Origin of the sequence: Streptomyces sp. NBC_00353, from assembly GCF_036108815.1 — a bacterium.
In the GTDB taxonomy this organism is placed as follows: Bacteria; Actinomycetota; Actinomycetes; order Streptomycetales; family Streptomycetaceae; genus Streptomyces.
Genome location: NZ_CP107985.1, coordinates 1202334 through 1219311, shown reverse-complemented (window position 1 = coordinate 1219311; position 16978 = coordinate 1202334). Strand labels below are relative to the sequence as shown.

Below are 16978 nucleotides of genomic sequence, written 5' to 3'. Positions count from 1 at the left end.
GCGGCCATACGAAGACCGAGCATGCTCGAGGCGACTCGGAGATCATTTACAGGACAGCTCTCAGGCTGCAGGGATGGATGCCGCATCGCAGCATCACGGAGGCATCATCGGAGGAAGCCTTCGTAGCTCTGCTGCTCGATCTGGCTGTTGATCTGCTTGACCGTCTCCATCCCGACGCTCACGATGATCAGGATGCTCGTACCGGTGAGCTGGTTGGCGCCGCCGAAGCTCGCGAACGCCACCGTCGGCACCAGCGCGATCAACCCCAAATACAGCGATCCCGGCCAGGTAAGTCTGTTGAGGACGTAGCCCAGGTACTCGGCCGTGGGCCGGCCGGCCCGAATCCCCGGGATGAACCCGCCGGCCTGTTTGATGTTCCCCGCCACTTCCTCCGGATTGAACGTGATCGACACATAGAAGAACGCGAAGAACACGATCAGCAGGAAGTACGTGGCCACGTAGAAGGGGTGGTCGCCTCGGACAAAGTTGCGTGTGATCCACGTTGCCCATCCCGCGTTCGAGTGGGAGAACTGTGCGATCAGCGCAGGAAGGTAGAGGAGCGATGAAGCAAAGATGACTGGGACCACACCGGCCTGGTTGACCTTCAGTGGGATGTAGGTCGCCGTTCCGCCGTACGACTTACGGCCGATCATCCGCTTCGCGTACTGCACCGGGATACGGCGCTGTGCCTGTTCCACGAAGACGACCAGGGCCACCATGGCGAACCCGACGAGAATGACACAGCCGAAGCTGAGCCACCCATCGGCGATCTTGCCCTCCTGCTTCACGGCCCACAAGGCGCCCGGGAATGTGGAGGCAATGGAGATGAAGATAAGCATTGACATTCCGTTGCCAATGCCGCGTTCGGTGATCAGCTCGCCGAGCCACATCACGCAGGCTGTCCCCGCGGTGATCGTGAGCACCATCACCACCGTCGTGAAGATGGAATCATCCGGCACAATGCCCGCGGCGGCTTGGCAGTTGGGGAACAACGCGCCACTGCGGGCGGTCGCCACCAGGCCTGTGCCCTGCAGGACAGCAAGGGCCACCGTCAGATAGCGGGTGTACTGGGTGATCTTCCCCTGTCCGGACGCGCCCTCCTTCTTCAGCGCCTCCAGCCTCGGGATGACCACCGTCAGCAGCTGAAGAATGATGCTCGCCGTGATGTACGGCAGGATGCCCAGCGCGAACACCGTGATCTGCAGCAGAGCCCCACCACTGAAAAGATTCACCAGACCCAGCAGGCCGCCACTGTCAGATGCCGCATCCAAACATGTCTGGACATTCTCATAGCTCACCCCCGGGATCGGAACATGCGACCCCAGGCGGTACAGCACGATGATGCCGAGCGTAAAGAACAACTTCTTACGCAGGTCAGGGGTTCTGAACACCTGGACGAACGCGCTGAGCAAGGAGTCCTCCTTCGCCCCTGCGCCAGTGCGCCAGAGCTGTCATTCAGGGCTCAAGAATGCAGAGCAGCAGTTCTTCGCAGCATTGGAAGACCTCTGCCACCGAAAGACCTGTGTCCCGCCCAAGGGCACCGGAAAGCTCCCCATGGCTAAGGCGTGACATCGATAGCCACACACGTACGCCACAAAGAAGAGGTGCTCACAGGACGGCCCGCGACAGGCACCATCATCGAGTGGACCACCGAGATCGGCAACCCGACAAACCAGATGCCTGGATGCCTCGTTCCGAGCCAGTAGGCGACGGAGCGTCAGCTGACCTTTTGCTGTCTGAGGGTACTCCGGCTATCACAGCGCAAATATGCCAAAATTCCATACGCAGACAACGGTCGCAACCGGGACTCCGTAACCGCAGCAGCCTCTTCATTCTCCTCACGTCCGCGTTCACATCCAATCGGACGGAATGCCGGTCAGTGTCGATCGCACCGTAGGCCCGACTCGTGGAACCGTCATCAGGCGGTCCCAGGGACGGGCGGTGGCGGTGTCGTAGAGGCGTGTGTCGGTGGCGGTGGCGGTGGCGGCGTCATCCCCGGACGTCAGACGCAGTGCGTCCAGCGGTGCGGGCCACGAGCTGCGGCCGGGCCCGAGCGCGCAGGCGATCGAGTACGGCCGGCCGGGGACAGGGACGTGCTTATGCTTCCCTCGCCCGTAGGTGTGGCACAGGATCCGCTGGAGTGAGGTGTGGGCGTGTGCCCGCAGCCAGCCGGTGACGTCGATGGCCCGGACCAGCCGGCCGTCAGCGGCCCGCGGCAGCGGCACTTCGGCCAGCGTTCGACGCAGCCGGTCTCCTCGGGTCGGTGCGACCACCGCTGGCCACATGCTCCGGCGGCACCTCGCGCTTCAGCAGCGGCCGCCGGGCGCAGAACTCGCCGAGTTTCTCTTCCGCGCCTGTACGGCCCGGGCGAAGAGACCCCAGCCGTCCAGTCGCTCGGTCGGTGGATTGTCCGGGTGCCACCCGCGGGACACTGCCTCGTCGAGCAGAGCTCTGACGGTGCCCGGCTCGTGCAGGTTCAACCAGCTGCCTGCTGAGGTGCCGACAGCCCCGGACGGCAGAAAGCCGTCGGGGACCAGCCGGTCGGGGCCCGCCCGGAAGACGACCAGGAGCCGCCCGCGCGCACCCGAGCGGCGGATGGTGAGTACTACGCGGCAGGCCTGGTACCGACCCCGGTCGGTGTGGTGGTGATGACCGACCGACCAGAGAAACGTCTCGTCACCCACGACGAGACGCCGTGGCTTCCTGCTGCTGCGGACCATCGTCAGACCTCCGTCCATCGCGCGCACCGTGCGGGCGTTGGCATCGAATGACGGACCGATTTCCGCGGCACTGTCCCCGCATGCCTGTCAGCCTGGCCGCCGGTCGTGGTGGTCAGTGACCGCTGCCGGACATGCTCGGCTGAAGGGACCGTACGAGATCGAAGAATCTCGCCTCGTTGCCGCAGAGCCCCGCACGCCGCAACGCACTGTCGGCCTCGGCCATCGGGGAGGCGAGCAGCGACAGGTACAGCGGCGCCTGGTCCTGGTCCGCGAGAGCCGCCCGAGTCGCTTCCAGTAACCGGACGTACGCCTGGGCCGCGGCGAGCTCGTCGTCGTGCATTTCAGCATCTCCTGGTCAGAGGTGTCGGACCATCAAGCATCCCTCATGGGTCTGACAACGTGGTTCTGGACTGCGCTGCGGGATGTCCAGGGCCGTTCCGTAGAGACGGGAGACCCGAAGGCGGATCACCACGCGTCGGTCTGCCACGACCTGTTCCAGGAACGCGGCCTCTTCCGCCACGTCCTCGAACCTCGGTGTCATGGCGAGCAGTTCACGGCCGGTCGCGTCACCGGGAACGGTGGTCTTCTCCGAGACCTCCGCATCTCCCTCGGCGACGGCGAACGAGAAGACGTCCGGCCCTTGCACATGCAGGGCGGCCCGCGGTGCATTTCGCAGCCGGCGCACCTTCAGACGGTCGGCTGTGGCGGAGATGCGTACCACGCGCTGCTCGGGATGCCAGTCGTACAGCACCGTGGACAGATGCGGGTGGCCGCTGCGCCTGACGAAGGAGAGCACTCCGAACTGCTGATCGCACAGAAGCCGTGACAGCTCGTCATCGGTGAGCACGCGGGGTGCGGGTCCGGCGCCCGGTTGCTGCTCGTCGTTCGCTGTCTCTTCCGTGTTCGCGTTCATGAGGCGACCTTTCGTCGGCACTGGTTGTGAAGGAAAGGAATTGGAGGGGGAGTGGGAGGGGGAGATCAGACAGTCGCGGCGCTTTTCTCCGGGGCGGCGACGGGCTTCGGCCGCTGCGGGCGCAGTACCGCGAACGCGACGACGAAGGCGGCGACGAGGAAGCCGGCGCCGATCACGAACGCCAGGTGGTAGCCGCCCGTCAGCGCCGCAGCCCGGCTCTGTCCGTCCGCGAGCAGCTCGTCGGTCCGGGAGGCTGCCAGCGTGGACAGCAGTGCGATGCCCACGGCCATGCCGATCTGCTGAGTGGTGTTGAACAGCCCGGACGCGAGCCCGGCGTCATCGGCCTTCGCGTCGGACATGCCGAGCGAGGTCAACGCCGGGAGCGCGAGACCGAAGCCGGCCGCGAGCAGCATCACCGGAAGCAGATCGGTCATGTAGTGGGCATGGACGGGTACGCGCGCCAGCAGCCCCAGCACCCCGACCAGCAGCACGAGTCCGGCCAGCAGTACGCGTCGCTCGCCGAAGCGCGCATTGAGACGGGCCGAGATGCCCAGGGACACCACGCCGATGACGGCCGCTGCCGGAAGCATGGCGAGTCCGGTCCGCGCGGAGCCGTAACCGAGGACCTTCTGCAGATAGAGGGCGACCAGAATCTGGAACGAGAACAGTGCGGCGACCATGAGGAGTTGGACCAGGTTGGCACCAGCGACTGTGCGCGACCGCAGGATCCGCAGAGGGAGCAGCGGGGTTCCGGCGCCGGCCTGGCGGGCGATGAACGCGCCGAGCAGGACGGCGGCCGCCACCCCCAGACCGAGCGTGTGAGCCGAGGTCCAGCCGTACTCCTCGACCTTGACGACGGTGTAGATCGCCAGCATCAGCCCGGCGGTGACGAGGAGCGCCCCGATGACATCGGCTCCGGCGCGGAGGCCGAGACCGCGGTCGGCGGGAAGCGCGGGCACGGCGACGACGAGGGCCGCGAGCCCGATCGGCAGGTTGATGAAGAAGATCCAGTGCCAGCTGAGGGCGTCGGTGAGGACCCCGCCGAGGACTTGACCGATCGACGCACCGGCCGCACCGGTGAAGCTGAACACGGCTATTGCGCGGGCGCGTTCCCTGGGCTCGGTGAAGAGTGTCACGAGGATGCCGAGGCCGACGGCCGACGCCATCGCGCCGCCGATGCCCTGCAGGAACCGGGCGGCGATGAGCAGCGCGGGCGTGGTGGCGAGGCCCGCCAGCAGTGATGCGACGGTGAACACCGCGGTGCCGGCCAGGAACATGCGCTTGCGGCCGAGCAGGTCGCCGAGCCGTCCTGCGAGCAGCAGCAGGCTGCCGAACGCGATCAGGTAGGCGTTGACGACCCAGCTCAGTCCGGCCGGGGTGAACCCCAGGTCGTTCTGGATGGCCGGCATGGCCACGGTGACGATGGAGCCATCGAGGATGATCATGAGCATCCCCGTGGCGATCACCCCGAGGGCCAACCGGCGGGAGCGGGTTGTGGTGGCAGGTGTCGTGGACGAGGCGGCGGGTGCGGGGCGAGCAGAAGGCGCGGGCATGCGGTCTCTCCTGTCGGATGAGGTGACAGGAGAGAAGTTAGCAGATGGTTTTGTTGCAGACTATTTGTTTCGGGTCGATCTGCCGGCCGCTACCCGCGCTGGCGAGCGCGACGCACCGTCTGCGGGCTCTCGGCGGGAGTGGCCAGATGGCCGTCCACCAGGTGCTTCATCGCTTGCAGTAGCACCTCACGTTCGTCCTGGGGGAGGGAGCCGAGCGCCCGCTCGTGCACCCCGTCGACAATCTTCTGGCTCTCCTCGGCGACCTGCGCACCCTTCTTGGTCACCGCGATGATCCGTGCGCGGCGGTCCTTGCTGGACGGGCGGCGCTCGGCGAGGCCGGCTTTCTCCAGGGCGTCGACCGTCACAACCATCGTGGTCTTGTCCATGTCGCCGATCTCGGCGAGCTGGATCTGGGTCCGCTCCTCCTCCAGGGCGTGGACCAGGACGCAGTGCATGCGCGCCGTGAGCCCGATCTCGGCGAGTGCTGCCGCCATCTGGGTCCGCAGAACGTGGCTGGTGTGATCCAGCAGGAAGGAGAGGTCCGGTTCGGTCCGGGCGGGTGCCATGGCAGTCATGCCGCCCAGGGTAATCGCGATTCGGTCCGTGGTGGATTATCCGGCAACCGGCCTATCCGGTGGCCGGCCCCGTCGATCGTATGGGCACGCTAGGGCAGGCTGCGACGCACCAGCGCTCGGGCGAACGGTTCCCCGGTGGTGCGCGCGTACGCCATCCGCTCGCGCACCTCGCTCATGGTGCGCGGACGGTAGCCGGGACCGCCGCAGCAGCTCTTGTGGAAGCGGATGTCCGCATGCAACAGGACCGAGAGCGTGCGCCAGCCATCCGTGTCCCGGCGCCGCGGTGTGGCGAAGGCCGAGCCGACGTGGATCAACGGCTGTGTGCAGCGCGGGCAGATTCGGTCGTGGTCTCCCGTGCAGCGCTGCTTGTACGAGGCCCGGCAGGGCAGACAGACGTACGAGGTCTTCGCGTGTGACATGCGGGGAGCGTAGGCCCTGACCGGCCCGGCGGCGACGGGAATTCGGCGAGGCGGCCAGGGCGGCCACCAGCTGGGGCCACGTTGCGGGGAGTCGCGGAACCGCCCGCCGGCCCGGTGGTTCACACCGGCGCCCGGCGGACGGTCCGCGTCGCCTCCGAAGCGCAGCGGGCGACCAGCCGGCAGCCCCCTGCGCTTCCCGTCACGTCATCCCGTGTACTGGGCGAACACCCGCGTGTAGTCCCACGCCTGCTGGCTCACGCCGGAACAGGTGTCGGCTCCGCCGCCTGTGCAGGGCCGGTCACGGTTCACCGACCAGAAGGTGAGCCGCGCCAGGTGGTGCTGCTGGGCGTAGGCGAGGATGGTGCGGAAGTCGTCGACCGTCACCGTCTCGTTGTCGTCGGTGATGCCGTTCATCGACGAGATGCCGATCGACCGGTAGGTCTGGTCGTCGCTGTATCCGTACGCGCTCTTGACCGCGTTCTTCAGGCCCTCGGCGGCACGTGTGGTGAGCGTGCCCATGTTCTGTCCGGCGCCGCCGAAGTCGAACGGCATGATCGTCCAGCTGTCGACGGTCAGCCCCGCGGAGGCGGCCCTGTTGATCAGACTGGTGTCGGGGCCGCTCTGGCCGGTACCGAAGGTGACGTACACCTTGATGCCCGGGTTGTTGGCCTTGATGGTCTTCAGTGCGTCGACCGTGCGTTGCTGGACCGTGGCGTTGCTGTAGGCGTCCGCCTCGATGTCGATGTCGATCGCCTTGAGACCGTACGCGTTGATGACCTTCTGATACGCGGCGGCGAGCTCACCCGCGCTGGAGCAGGAGCTCTCCAGCTTGTTCCCGCTCCAGCCGCCGAAGGACGGGATGACGTCCCCGCCGGCGCCGCGCACGGTGTTGATGGTCTGCTGGTCGACGCCGCCCGTCAGGGGCCGCCCGCCGTCCCACTGCGGGTTGCAGTAGCCGTTGCTGAGCACGAACGCCAGGGTGAACCACTTCACGCCGGTTGCGTTCATGACGGTCGTCGGGCTGGGCGGGCTGCCCCAGCCGTTGTACAGATAGGGCGCCACGGCCATCGTTCCACCGGGCGCGGGGGTGCCGCCGTCGGAAGGTGCGGTCCACTTCTGGTTGGCGGTTCCGGCGCAGGTCCAGATCTGGAGCCGGGTGCCGTTGGCGGAGGAGTTGCCGGTGGCGTCCATGCACTTGTCGGCCTGGGTGTTCACGATGTCGTGGGCCGCGGAGACGGACCACTTCTGGTTGGCTCCGCCGCTGCAGTCCCACAGCTGTAGCTGTGTGCCGTTGGCGGTGCCGTTGTCCTTGGCGTCGAGGCACTTGCCGAGCGCGCGGATCGTACCGTCGGTGCCGACGGTCCACTGCTGGGCTGTGGTTCCGTTGCAGTCGTAGAGCTGGACCGCTGTTCCGTTGGCGGTGGAGGCGCCTGCCACGTCGACGCACTTGCCGCCCAGCCCTGTGATCGCGCCGGTGGCGGTGGCCGCGGCACTGGCCGTGGCGGGCAGGGTGACGAGCGAGGCTCCGGCGGCCAGGAGGAGTGCTGCCGGGAGGGCGAGCGGGCCGAGGCGGCGGCGCGAGCCGGGGGAGGGGCTCATGCGGCGTTCACCGTCCACTTCTGGTTGGCGGTTCCGGCGCAGGTCCAGATCTGGAGCCGGGTGCCGTTGGCGGAGGAGTTGCCGGTGGCATCCATGCACTTGTCGGCCTGGACATTGACGATGTCCCGGGCGCCGGACACCCCCCACCGCTGATTGGCTCCGCCGGTGCAGTCCCAGAGCTGGAGCTGGGCGCCGTCGGCCGTGCTGTTGTCCTTGACGTCGAGGCACTTGCCGAGCGCGCGGATCGTACCGTCGGTGCCGACGGTCCACTTCTGGGCGGCGGTTCCGTTGCAGTCGTAGAGCTGGACCGCTGTTCCGTTGGCGGCGGAGGCGCCTGCCACGTCGACGCACTTGCCGCCCAGCCCCGTGATGGTGCCGCCCGTACCGCCGGAGCCGCTGTCACTCGTGGTGACGTGCACGTAGTCGACGACGAGCTGTTTCGGGAAGCCGGTGCTGCCGTCGGGGTCGCCGGGCCAGTAGCCGCCGACCGCGAGGTTCATGATGATGAAGAACGGCTTGTTGAACACCCAGCTCTTGCCACCGAGGTCGGCCGGCGTACGCCGCTGGTAGACATTGCCGTCCACGGACCAGGTGATGGAGTCGGGGGCCCAGTCCACCGCGAAGGTGTGGAACGCGTCGGCGAACGCCTGGCCGCCGGGAAGGGAGTAGCCGGCCCCGATGCCGCCGGAGCCGGAGTACCCGGGACCGTGGATGGTGCCGTGGACCGTGCCCGGCTCGAAGCCGACGTTCTCCATGATGTCGATCTCGCCGCTGTTGGGCCAGCCCACGCTGCCGAGGTCGTCGCCGAGCATCCAGAACGCGGGCCACATGCCCTGACCGCGCGGGATCTTCATCCTGGTCTCGACGTGCCCGTACGTCGAGGTGAACTTGCCGGCCGTGTTCAGCCGGGCCGAGGTGTACTCGCACCGGCCGTACCAGCACTGGTAGTTGCCGGGGTTGTCCTTGCGGGCGGTGATGACGAGATTGCCCTGGCCGTCGAGGGCGGCGTTGCTGTTGCCCGCGGTGTAGTACTGCCGCTCATGGTTGTTGACGTTGTCGCCGGTCTCGATCTGCCACTTGCTGCCGTCGACCGCCGATCCGGCCGGACCGTTGAAGTCGTCGGAGAACGTTGTCGCGGCGGCAGCGGCGGCGACGCGCGGTTCGGGCACCGGGGCGGCGCCCGCGGGAGCGGCGGTCACCGCGCCGGAACAGCACAGCAGGGCAACGAGGTACAGCGCCGTCCGACGCCGTCTGGGGGTTCGCACAGTCATCACATCACTTCATGGTGGGGGCATGCTCATGACAGATCGCACGCTGAACCGGCGCCCGGGTGACGTTCGGCCCCGACGCTTAATTCATTTCTTGATTTAAGTGTTGGCACGAGAGGGCGTCAAGGAGCTGGTACGGACCTTCTGTTGACGGACCGCACCACCGACGCGTTCAGGACTTGAACGCCACCGTCATGGCTCGACCTCCAGGAACCTGCGGCGCCGCGGCCCCCGGTACAGCAGCGCCGTCCATCCCAGCCGTCCCAGCGCGGCCGCACACCGGGTCAGCTCGGCCTCTTCCTCACGCGCGGCGCCGCTGCCCGGCGGACCGAGCCACTCCACCCGCACGCTGCCGGGCGCCTCGCCCTCCTGCACGCGATAACCGGAGGCGACCCGCTGCCCGGACGCGTCGACGGCCGACGGAGGACGGCCGTCCGCCTCCAGCACCAGGGCCACCGCACGTACTGCCCGACGGAGCTCCCACTGCGCCGGCACGCCCTCCGGGTCCTGGCGGCCGGTGTTGGTCAGCCGCCGGATCTGCAGCAGCCCCTCGAACGCCGTCCGTACCGACGCGGCACGCTTCTCCGCAGGACCCCGGGGCAACGGGCCGTCCCCGGTGGCCGGTTCGAACCCGGTGTCATGGCCGTCCCCGCCGCTCATCCGCGTCTCCTTCACCCGTCGCACTCCTGCCAGTGTGCGTCGCCCCACTGACAGCGGACCGCGCCCAACCGGCCCACCGGCCGCTACACCGCTGAGGCGGGCCCCGGTCCGAGCACCTTTCCGGGATTCAGGATTCCGTGCGGGTCCAGGGCCGCCTTCACCGCGTGATGCATCCCGAGCACCGCGGGCCCCAGCTCCTTGTGCATACCGCGCATCTTCAACAGTCCCACCCCGTGCTCGCCCGTGACCGTCCCACCGAGGGCGATCGCATCGTCGAGGATGTCCTCGAAGGCCAACTGGGCGCGCGCACGCGCAGCCTCGTCACCGGGCGGCGTGATGATCAGCGGGTGCAGATTGCCGTCACCGGCATGCGCGATATTGGCCACCAGAATGTCGTGCCGGGCCGCGGTCCTCTCGATCCGGGCCAACATCTCCGGCACCGCGGTCCGTGGCACGCAGACATCCTCGGTGAGCACCGGGCCGAGCCGCTCCAGCGCCGGATAGGCCAGCCGTCGCGCCTGGAACAGCGCGTCCGCCTCCTGCTGATCCGTGGAGACCACAGCCCATGTGGCGCCCGCCCGCTCGAAGCAGTCCCGGACCAGCTCGGCCTCGGCGTCGCCCTCGGCGCCCGGGGCGTCGACCCGGCCGAGCAGCACCACATCCGCGTCGGCGGACAACCCCATCTTCTTCCAGGCGTCGACGGCGGCGAGGCAGTGACGGTCGACCAGTTCGAGCGCCGACGGGATCACGCCCGACGCGGTCACAGCGGTCACCGCCTCACCCGCGGCGACCACCGAAGCGAAGTATCCGGCCACGGTCCGCTCCTGCGGCCGCGCCGGACGCAGCCGCACCGTGATCTCCGTGATCACACCGAGCGTGCCCTCGGAGCCGACCATCAGCCCCGCCAGGTCGTACCCGGCGACGCCCTTCGCGGTACGCCGGCCCAGCGACACCACCTCGCCGAGTCCGTTGACCACTTCGAGGCCGAGCACATAGTCACGCGTCACGCCGTACTTGACGCAGCACATCCCCCCGGCGTTCGTCGCGACATTCCCGCCGATCGTCGACCAGGGCGAGCTTGCGGGATCCGGCGGATACCAGAGCCCCAGCTCCGCGCAGGCCGCCCGCAGGTCGTCATTGACCACACCGGGCTGGACGACGGCCAGCCGCTCCGCGGCATCGATGTGCACGATCCGGTTCATGTCCTCGAAGGACAGCACGATCGCCCCGTCGACAGCGTTCGCGCCGCCGGACAGACCGGTGCCCGCACCGCGCGGCACCACCGGGATCCGATGCGTCAGACAGTGCCGCACCACGTCCCGTACCTCTTCGGTGCTCTGCGGACGCACGACCGCGATGGGTGTTCCGTACGGGGCCCACTCGGCCTCGTCGTGCTGATACCGGGCGAGCCCGGACGGATCGGTGAGCACCCGCCGGGCCGGGATGCTGTCGACTGGTGTGTTCGCCACGTCGGTGGCCACCTCCTACAACGATGCAAGCCTCCATCATCGCGTGCACCGCTTCCGGCCAGCGCCGGAGGGGACCCGGGCACCCGGGGAACGAGGCTGTCCGTCCCCGTACGCCTCGGCCTGCGGGGCCTCGGTAGGCTCGACCGTCCAGGCACTCCATACACCAGAGGATCCAACGCACCGTGTCCGACAACGCCCCAGGCTCCGGCACCGACCGCACCACCGACCGCACCGAGCTGCGCGGCGACGGCGCCGACCGTGCCGCCCTGCGGGCCGACTGCGCGAACTGCTTCGGGCTGTGCTGCGTCGCGCTGACCCTGACCCGGTCGGCGGACTTCGCGGTCAACAAGGACGCCGGGCAGCCCTGCCACAACCTGCAGGACGACTTCCGCTGCGGTATACACACCGAACTGCGGAGCCAGGGCTTCCCCGGCTGCACGGTGTACGACTGCTTCGGCGCCGGCCAGAAGGTCTCCCAGGAGACGTTCAGCGGACAGGACTGGCGGCGGGCCCCGCAGACCGCCCAGCAGATGTTCCAGGTGTTCCCGGTCATGCGACAGCTCCACGAACTGCTCTGGTACCTCACCGAAGCCCTCACACTGCACGCGGCCCGCCCCCTCCACGGCGAGATACGACGCGCCCTCGACACGACCGAACGTCTCACGCACGTCACCCCCGATGCGTTCGCCGACCTCGATGTCGCCGGACACCGGGACGACGTCGCCGCGCTGCTGCTGCGAACCAGCGAACTCGTACGGGCCACCGCCCCCCGGAAGAAGAAGCGGAACCACCGCGGCGCCGACCTCATCGGCGCCCGGCTCAAGGGCGCCGACCTGCAGGGGGCCGACCTGCGCGGCGCTTATCTCATCGCCGCCGACCTCACCGGCGCCGACCTGCGTCTGGCCGACCTCATCGGCGCGGATTTCCGGGATGCCGAACTGTCGGGAGCCGACCTGACCGGGAGTCTGTTTCTCACACAGGCACAGATAAACGCGGCGCGGGGCGACGCTGCCACGAAACTCCCGCCGTCGCTCAGTCACCCCACGCACTGGGACAAGTGACCGACGGCACCTGCCCACCGGACGGCGTCGCGAACGGTTGACGTCCGTGGCTCGTTGCACAGTGTGGCGTACCGCAAGAACCTTCGACGCCCGGACCGAGGAGCCCCGCACATGCCCAGCCGCACCGACACCGGCCGCAGAGACCCCGGCGACCCCAGCCGCACCGACGCGAGCCGTACCCGCCTGATCGAGCAGCTCATGGAACGGTTCCCGCACGTGCCCGCCGCTCGGGAAGACCAACCCGGACGGGGCACCACTGGAGTACCACATCAGGTTGCTGGACGCCTACCGATCGACGATGGAGGAGTACGGGCTCAGCTCGCCGCCCGGGTACGGTCCGCCCGGACCCGGGCGCGCCGTGTTCTCCGTCAGTTCGTTCATGGACAGCCTGCCGGCCGCCCCGGACGACGAGCGGTAGACGCGAGGGGGTCAGGGACCGGGCAATGCCCGGACGGTGGGCGCCGGGTCGGTCAGCCATCGGACAACGCCCCTGCGCCGAGGGCACGTTCGCGAGCGACTTCAGCGAAGTCCCCGCACCGGAAGCGTTGCACGTGCCGTCGGCCCGCGCAGGAGTCGGGCGGCGCGCTACGAGCGGAATCGGAGGCGGAGACGGGGCGGGCACCGGCGAATACGACCTTGGTGCCCGCCCCGCCCTGCTGACCGGGGGCACGCGTGTGGACGAGGTCTCGCCCCGTCAGGCGCGCCACTCGGCCGTACGCTCCGGGGAGGCCTCGGCGAGCGCCTTCGCGATGGTCTCGGCATCGCCCTGGTTGCCGTAGACGGGAGTGCCCGGCTGCTGGCGCCAGGACTCGTCCAGACCGCCCGCATCCACTGTGTCGAAGCCCAGCTCGTCTATGAGGTCGCGCACGGTCTGCTTGGCGGCCGGGTCGTCACCGGCGACCGGCAGGGCCTGACGGCCGGGGCTGTCCTTCGGAAGAGCCTTGGAGAGGATGTCATCCGCGTAGGTCCCGTTGAACGCCTTGATCACCGGGTGCCCGATCTGTTCCTCGGTCCACCTGCTCTCCGGCAGCCCGTCCTCGATGGCGGCGACACGGCCGTCGCGCTGCTGCGGGTAGTAGTTGCCGGTGTCGATGACCGCGACGTCTTCCGCGGCCCCGTTCAGGAACCCGGCGGGCAGGTTCGGGACTGCCTTCACCGGAATGGTGATGACCACGACACGGGCGCCCTGTGCCGCCTCCGCCGCGGTGACCGGCGTCGCTCCGGTCTCCTCGGCAAGAGCGGTGAGCGTGTGCGGGCCGCGGGAGTTGGCGATGGACACCTCGTGGCCCAGCGCGGTAAGGCGCCTGGTGAGGTTGCCGCCGATGTTGCCCGCTCCGATGATTCCGATCTTCATGGATCCGACCTTCCGATGGTGCGTGCGGTGTGCAATGCGGTCTCGCCGCTTCACCAACTCCATGGCGCCGGTACCTATTCCGGATGGCCGGAAGACATTTCGCCCGGTGGGCCGGACGGGTGAGAACCGGCGGCTGCGGGCACGTACAGAACGAGAAACGGAACCAAAGAGCCCACTTGAAGGCGGAACCCATGCTGCATGGCGTCGATGTCAGCTCGTATCAGTCGTCCTTCGACACGGATGGACTGGACTTCGTTTTCATCAAGGCCACCGAGGGCCGTTCGTACGTCAATCCGCATCTGGCCTCGCAGGTCAAGCGGGCGAGGGACGCCTCATGCGTGGTCGGCTTCTACCACTTCCTGTGGCCGGGCAATCTCACGGCGCAGGCGGAGTACTTCGTGAGCAAGGCCCCGGAGAAGGCCGGCGACCTGCTGGCCGTCGACTGGGAGGTGACCGGCGACGGAACGCGCGCGACCAACACCGAGAAGGACCGCTTCATCCGCGAGGTCAAGCGCCTCCGGCCGGACCACAGGGTTCTGCTGTACTGCAACCGGCACTTCTGGCTGAATTACGACACCACGTCGTACGCCGGTGACGGCCTGTGGATCGCCGACTATGTGACCGCGGGCAAACCACGCATCAAGGCGACCTGGCGTATCCACCAGTACACCGACAACCCGCTCGACAAGGACGTGGCCGCGTTCGCTTCGCGCACCGCGATGCGCAACTGGGCCCGGCCCCAGTAGGGCTTGGTCGGGTTCGTTGGCCGGGCTCCTATGAGGTCACAAACGCCCGACCGGCCGCGTGCAGAGCGGCACCGCCCGAAACGGCCGACAAATCATCAACAGGGCTAGGCCGGGGGACATGGCTGAACAGTCGGTCGCGCTCATCTTCACGGGCCGCTGCCTACCGTTTCCAGCAGGTTCCCTGCCGTCGTCACTCGACGTAGCCGGTCAGACATACCCTTTACGGAGACATCTCAGCAAAATGCGCGAATATCATTGAAGAGGCTGTTTTGTTATGTGTCAGGGAGCCGCAGATGGACGCCTCGGACCAACTCCTTCGAAGGGCTACACCTTCGGCTCTCTTGACCTTGGGCGGAGCTATCCGCAGCCTCAACGCGGCGATGGCCAGGACACTGGGCAGGTCAGTGGAGCAGTGCGTGGGTCGTGGCTTCCGTGATCTGTTGCCCGCAAGCCAGCTGACTGCGGTTGAGAGTCTCGTGGCCCACGCCGCCACGACGAAGACGGTCGCGATGCGGGTGCTGGAGTTCCCGGGGCCAGCTGCAGCATCTGTCGTCTGCCTTGTCGAGGCGCGATCAGTGAACGATCCCGTAGGTGGCGAGCCGCTGGTGTGGGTGCACTCGTTGGACGCGGGAAATGACCGGGGCGGCCTGTTGATCCCGTTCCGTCTGGCGGCCGAGGCCGCCAACCTCGGTCTGTGCATGTATTCACCCCAGGAGCGCGAGCTGGAGTGGCTCGGTGGCGCACCCGCCTTGGCGGCGCTGTTCCAGGAGGCCTCCATGTCGTTGTCCGAGGTGGTTCGGCGAGTCCACCCCGATGACCGCGGGGCTCTGCGGCGGCTCGTGACTTCGACGGCGGCCCGGTCCCCCTGGATCAGGTTGCGGTTCCTCACCGAGCGCGATGGCTGCCACCATCTGGTCTGCCAGGCCCGTCGGATCATTCTGGGGTCCGGCGGCCCTGAGCGGGTCTTCGGAGTGATCCGCGACGACACCAAGGGGGAAGCGCGCCGACGCGGAGCGTTGGTCGCGCTGAGTGCTGAGCGTCAGCGCGCCGACGAGATCGCGGCCTTCTCCTCCGCCGTGATGGCCGCAGTCACGGAGCAAGAAGTCCGGCAGGTCGTCCTGACCCGGCTCGCCGCGACCTTCGGTGGTACCGGCGCCGCGCTGGCGTTCATCACGAAAGGCCGCCTGCGTGTCTCCTCCGATGCCGGGATCCCGATACCGGTGGCCGCTCTGCACGGCCTGCCGCTGGATGCCCCCAGCGCGCTGCCCTATGTGATCCGCACTGGCGAGCCGCAGTTCATTCCCAACCAGGAGGAGTACATCCGCCGCTGGCCGCACGGGGCCATGTTGCCGTATTTCGACCAGCTGGACTCCGGCTACGCCATTTCGATCACCTCCCTGAGCCCGATCTGCGATCAGCCGCTCGGGGCCTGGTTGGTGACCTACGACAGCGAACACCACTCGTCCCCGGATGAGCGGGCCCTCATGGGTACTCTTGCCGACCTTGCAGGCCAGGCACTGAAACGCGTCAGGCTGCAAGAGGCACGAGTCGAGTTGGCCACGGCGCTCCAGCAGTCCATGCTCCCCACGCTGCCCGAGCACCTCCCAAACCTGGAGGTCGCCGCCCGCTACCGACCAAGCCGCGACGGGCTCGACATCGGCGGAGACTGGTACGACGCCTTCGTCATGTCTGACGGTGCCATCGCTCTGGAGATCGGCGACGCCCAAGGGCACGACGTGGACGCCGCCGCAGCCATGGGACAGGTGCGCGCCTCCATGCGCGCGATCGCCGCTCACGAACCGGATCTCGCAACCGTGCTGACGCGTACCAACGAACTGCTCGTCACGATGGGCGCGGCACGATTTTCCAGTTGCACCTTGCTGCATATCGACCCGGACGACGGACGGATCACCGGCGCCAGCGCCGGCCATGTGCCGTTGCTGTACGCACGCGACGACGGCAGCCACAGCATCCGTGAGCTGCCGGGCGGCCCGGTGCTGGGAGTCCTGCCCGACGCCGACTACTCCGAAGAAACCTTCACACTGGACAAGGACGCCGCGCTGGTCATGGTCACCGACGGCGTGGTCGAAGGGCCGGCCCTGACACTGGACGCCGGACTGGAGCGAGCCGGAACGCTGGCCGCCCAAGCCGTCCACGACGGGCTGAACGCCGAGCAGACCGCCGACCGCATCCTCGACGCCGCGGTCGCGGTGGACCACCTCGACGACGTGGCCGTGCTGGTCATCCGACGCACATGACGGCGCCCGCGTCGTCACACGCGCTCTGTATGGGCCCCACTGCAAGGCCCCCTCTCGCTCATTCACTGAGCGGTGTGTTCTCGATGACTCGGCCAAGCCGGGCGCGGAAAGTACCCTCCGGCCCCAGTCACCCAGAGCCCTAGTTTGGAAGACGCCGTATGCGGATCGCGGCTGAACTGGCAAGGCACTGACCTGGGTCGGAACGCGATCGGCGCCGCTGTTCCCCGTGAGTCCCCCGCTGCGTCCCGCCGGACCGGGCACGCAGGGCACAGCTGTCGGGCGGCAGCTGGCCGTGGTTCCGCGGGGCGCTAGATGGCGGACCAGTCCGATGACGTGGTCCGGTACGAGTCGCCCGACCTGACACGTATCTGACGCTGATCCAC

The 16978-nt window shown here is 68.1% G+C and carries 15 protein-coding genes and 2 pseudogenes; 4 read left to right on the top strand and 13 right to left on the bottom strand.

What is annotated here, in order from left to right; translation table 11 throughout:
• Positions 1–104 precede the first annotated feature (104 nt).
• The 12 genes and pseudogenes from secY to OHA88_RS05870 form a co-directional block, all read right to left on the bottom strand.
• On the bottom strand, positions 105–1412 hold the full coding sequence (gene secY, locus OHA88_RS05925) for a preprotein translocase subunit SecY (protein WP_328624531.1): 1308 nt from the start codon (positions 1410–1412) through the stop codon (positions 105–107).
• Between the two features lie 546 nt (positions 1413–1958).
• Positions 1959–2252: pseudogene (locus OHA88_RS05920) on the bottom strand (transposase); the annotation flags it as partial.
• Positions 2253–2306: 54 nt separating this feature from the next.
• Entirely contained in the window at positions 2307–2738 is a 432-nt protein-coding gene (locus OHA88_RS05915; RefSeq protein WP_328624530.1) for a hypothetical protein, read from the bottom strand.
• A 94-nt stretch (positions 2739–2832) separates the two neighbouring features.
• Complete coding sequence (locus OHA88_RS05910; RefSeq protein WP_326607758.1) at positions 2833–3060, bottom strand: hypothetical protein; 228 nt, start codon at positions 3058–3060, stop codon at positions 2833–2835.
• 15 nt (positions 3061–3075) lie between these two features.
• Positions 3076–3633, bottom strand: a complete 558-nt coding sequence (locus OHA88_RS05905) for a pyridoxamine 5'-phosphate oxidase family protein (RefSeq protein ID WP_328624529.1) — start codon at positions 3631–3633, stop codon at positions 3076–3078.
• A gap of 65 nt (positions 3634–3698) precedes the next feature.
• Positions 3699–5186, bottom strand: coding sequence for an MFS transporter (locus OHA88_RS05900; RefSeq protein ID WP_328624528.1), 1488 nt, complete (start codon positions 5184–5186; stop codon positions 3699–3701).
• Between the two features lie 89 nt (positions 5187–5275).
• Complete coding sequence (locus OHA88_RS05895; RefSeq protein ID WP_328624527.1) at positions 5276–5761, bottom strand: MarR family winged helix-turn-helix transcriptional regulator; 486 nt, start codon at positions 5759–5761, stop codon at positions 5276–5278.
• Between the two features lie 89 nt (positions 5762–5850).
• Entirely contained in the window at positions 5851–6180 is a 330-nt protein-coding gene (locus tag OHA88_RS05890; protein ID WP_328624526.1) for a deoxyxylulose-5-phosphate synthase, read from the bottom strand.
• A 204-nt stretch (positions 6181–6384) separates the two neighbouring features.
• Positions 6385–7779: an RICIN domain-containing protein gene (locus tag OHA88_RS05885; protein ID WP_328624525.1), complete on the bottom strand. Its 1395-nt coding sequence runs from the start codon at positions 7777–7779 to the stop codon at positions 6385–6387.
• Positions 7776–9050 (bottom strand): family 16 glycosylhydrolase, encoded by a 1275-nt coding sequence (locus OHA88_RS05880; protein ID WP_443044181.1) that lies wholly within the window; start codon positions 9048–9050, stop codon positions 7776–7778. Before OHA88_RS05880 ends, OHA88_RS05885 begins: the two co-directional genes overlap by 4 nt.
• 189 nt (positions 9051–9239) lie before the next feature.
• Positions 9240–9707, bottom strand: a complete 468-nt coding sequence (locus OHA88_RS05875) for a hypothetical protein (RefSeq protein ID WP_328624524.1) — start codon at positions 9705–9707, stop codon at positions 9240–9242.
• A gap of 83 nt (positions 9708–9790) precedes the next feature.
• The gene (locus OHA88_RS05870) at positions 9791–11176 is read right to left on the bottom strand and encodes an FAD-binding oxidoreductase (RefSeq protein WP_328624523.1); all 1386 of its coding nucleotides are present in this window, start codon (positions 11174–11176) and stop codon (positions 9791–9793) included.
• Between the two features lie 236 nt (positions 11177–11412).
• Between OHA88_RS05870 and OHA88_RS05865 the strand changes: the two genes are divergently transcribed.
• Both OHA88_RS05865 and OHA88_RS05860 read left to right on the top strand, forming a co-directional pair.
• On the top strand, positions 11413–12237 hold the full coding sequence (locus tag OHA88_RS05865) for a pentapeptide repeat-containing protein (RefSeq protein ID WP_328629603.1): 825 nt from the start codon (positions 11413–11415) through the stop codon (positions 12235–12237).
• Between the two features lie 217 nt (positions 12238–12454).
• Positions 12455–12655 (top strand): annotated as a pseudogene (locus tag OHA88_RS05860) (radical SAM protein); the annotation flags it as partial.
• 276 nt (positions 12656–12931) lie between these two features.
• On the opposite strand, the gene OHA88_RS05855 reads toward OHA88_RS05860, so the two are convergent.
• A complete protein-coding gene (locus tag OHA88_RS05855) occupies positions 12932–13654 on the bottom strand; it encodes an NADPH-dependent F420 reductase (protein ID WP_328624522.1) in 723 nt (240 codons plus the stop codon).
• A gap of 128 nt (positions 13655–13782) precedes the next feature.
• Between OHA88_RS05855 and OHA88_RS05850 the strand changes: the two genes are divergently transcribed.
• A complete protein-coding gene (locus OHA88_RS05850; protein WP_328624521.1) occupies positions 13783–14337 on the top strand; it encodes a glycoside hydrolase family 25 protein in 555 nt (184 codons plus the stop codon).
• A 293-nt stretch (positions 14338–14630) separates the two neighbouring features.
• Positions 14631–16595, top strand: coding sequence for a SpoIIE family protein phosphatase (locus tag OHA88_RS05845; protein ID WP_328624520.1), 1965 nt, complete (start codon positions 14631–14633; stop codon positions 16593–16595).
• Positions 16596–16978 lie beyond the last annotated feature (383 nt).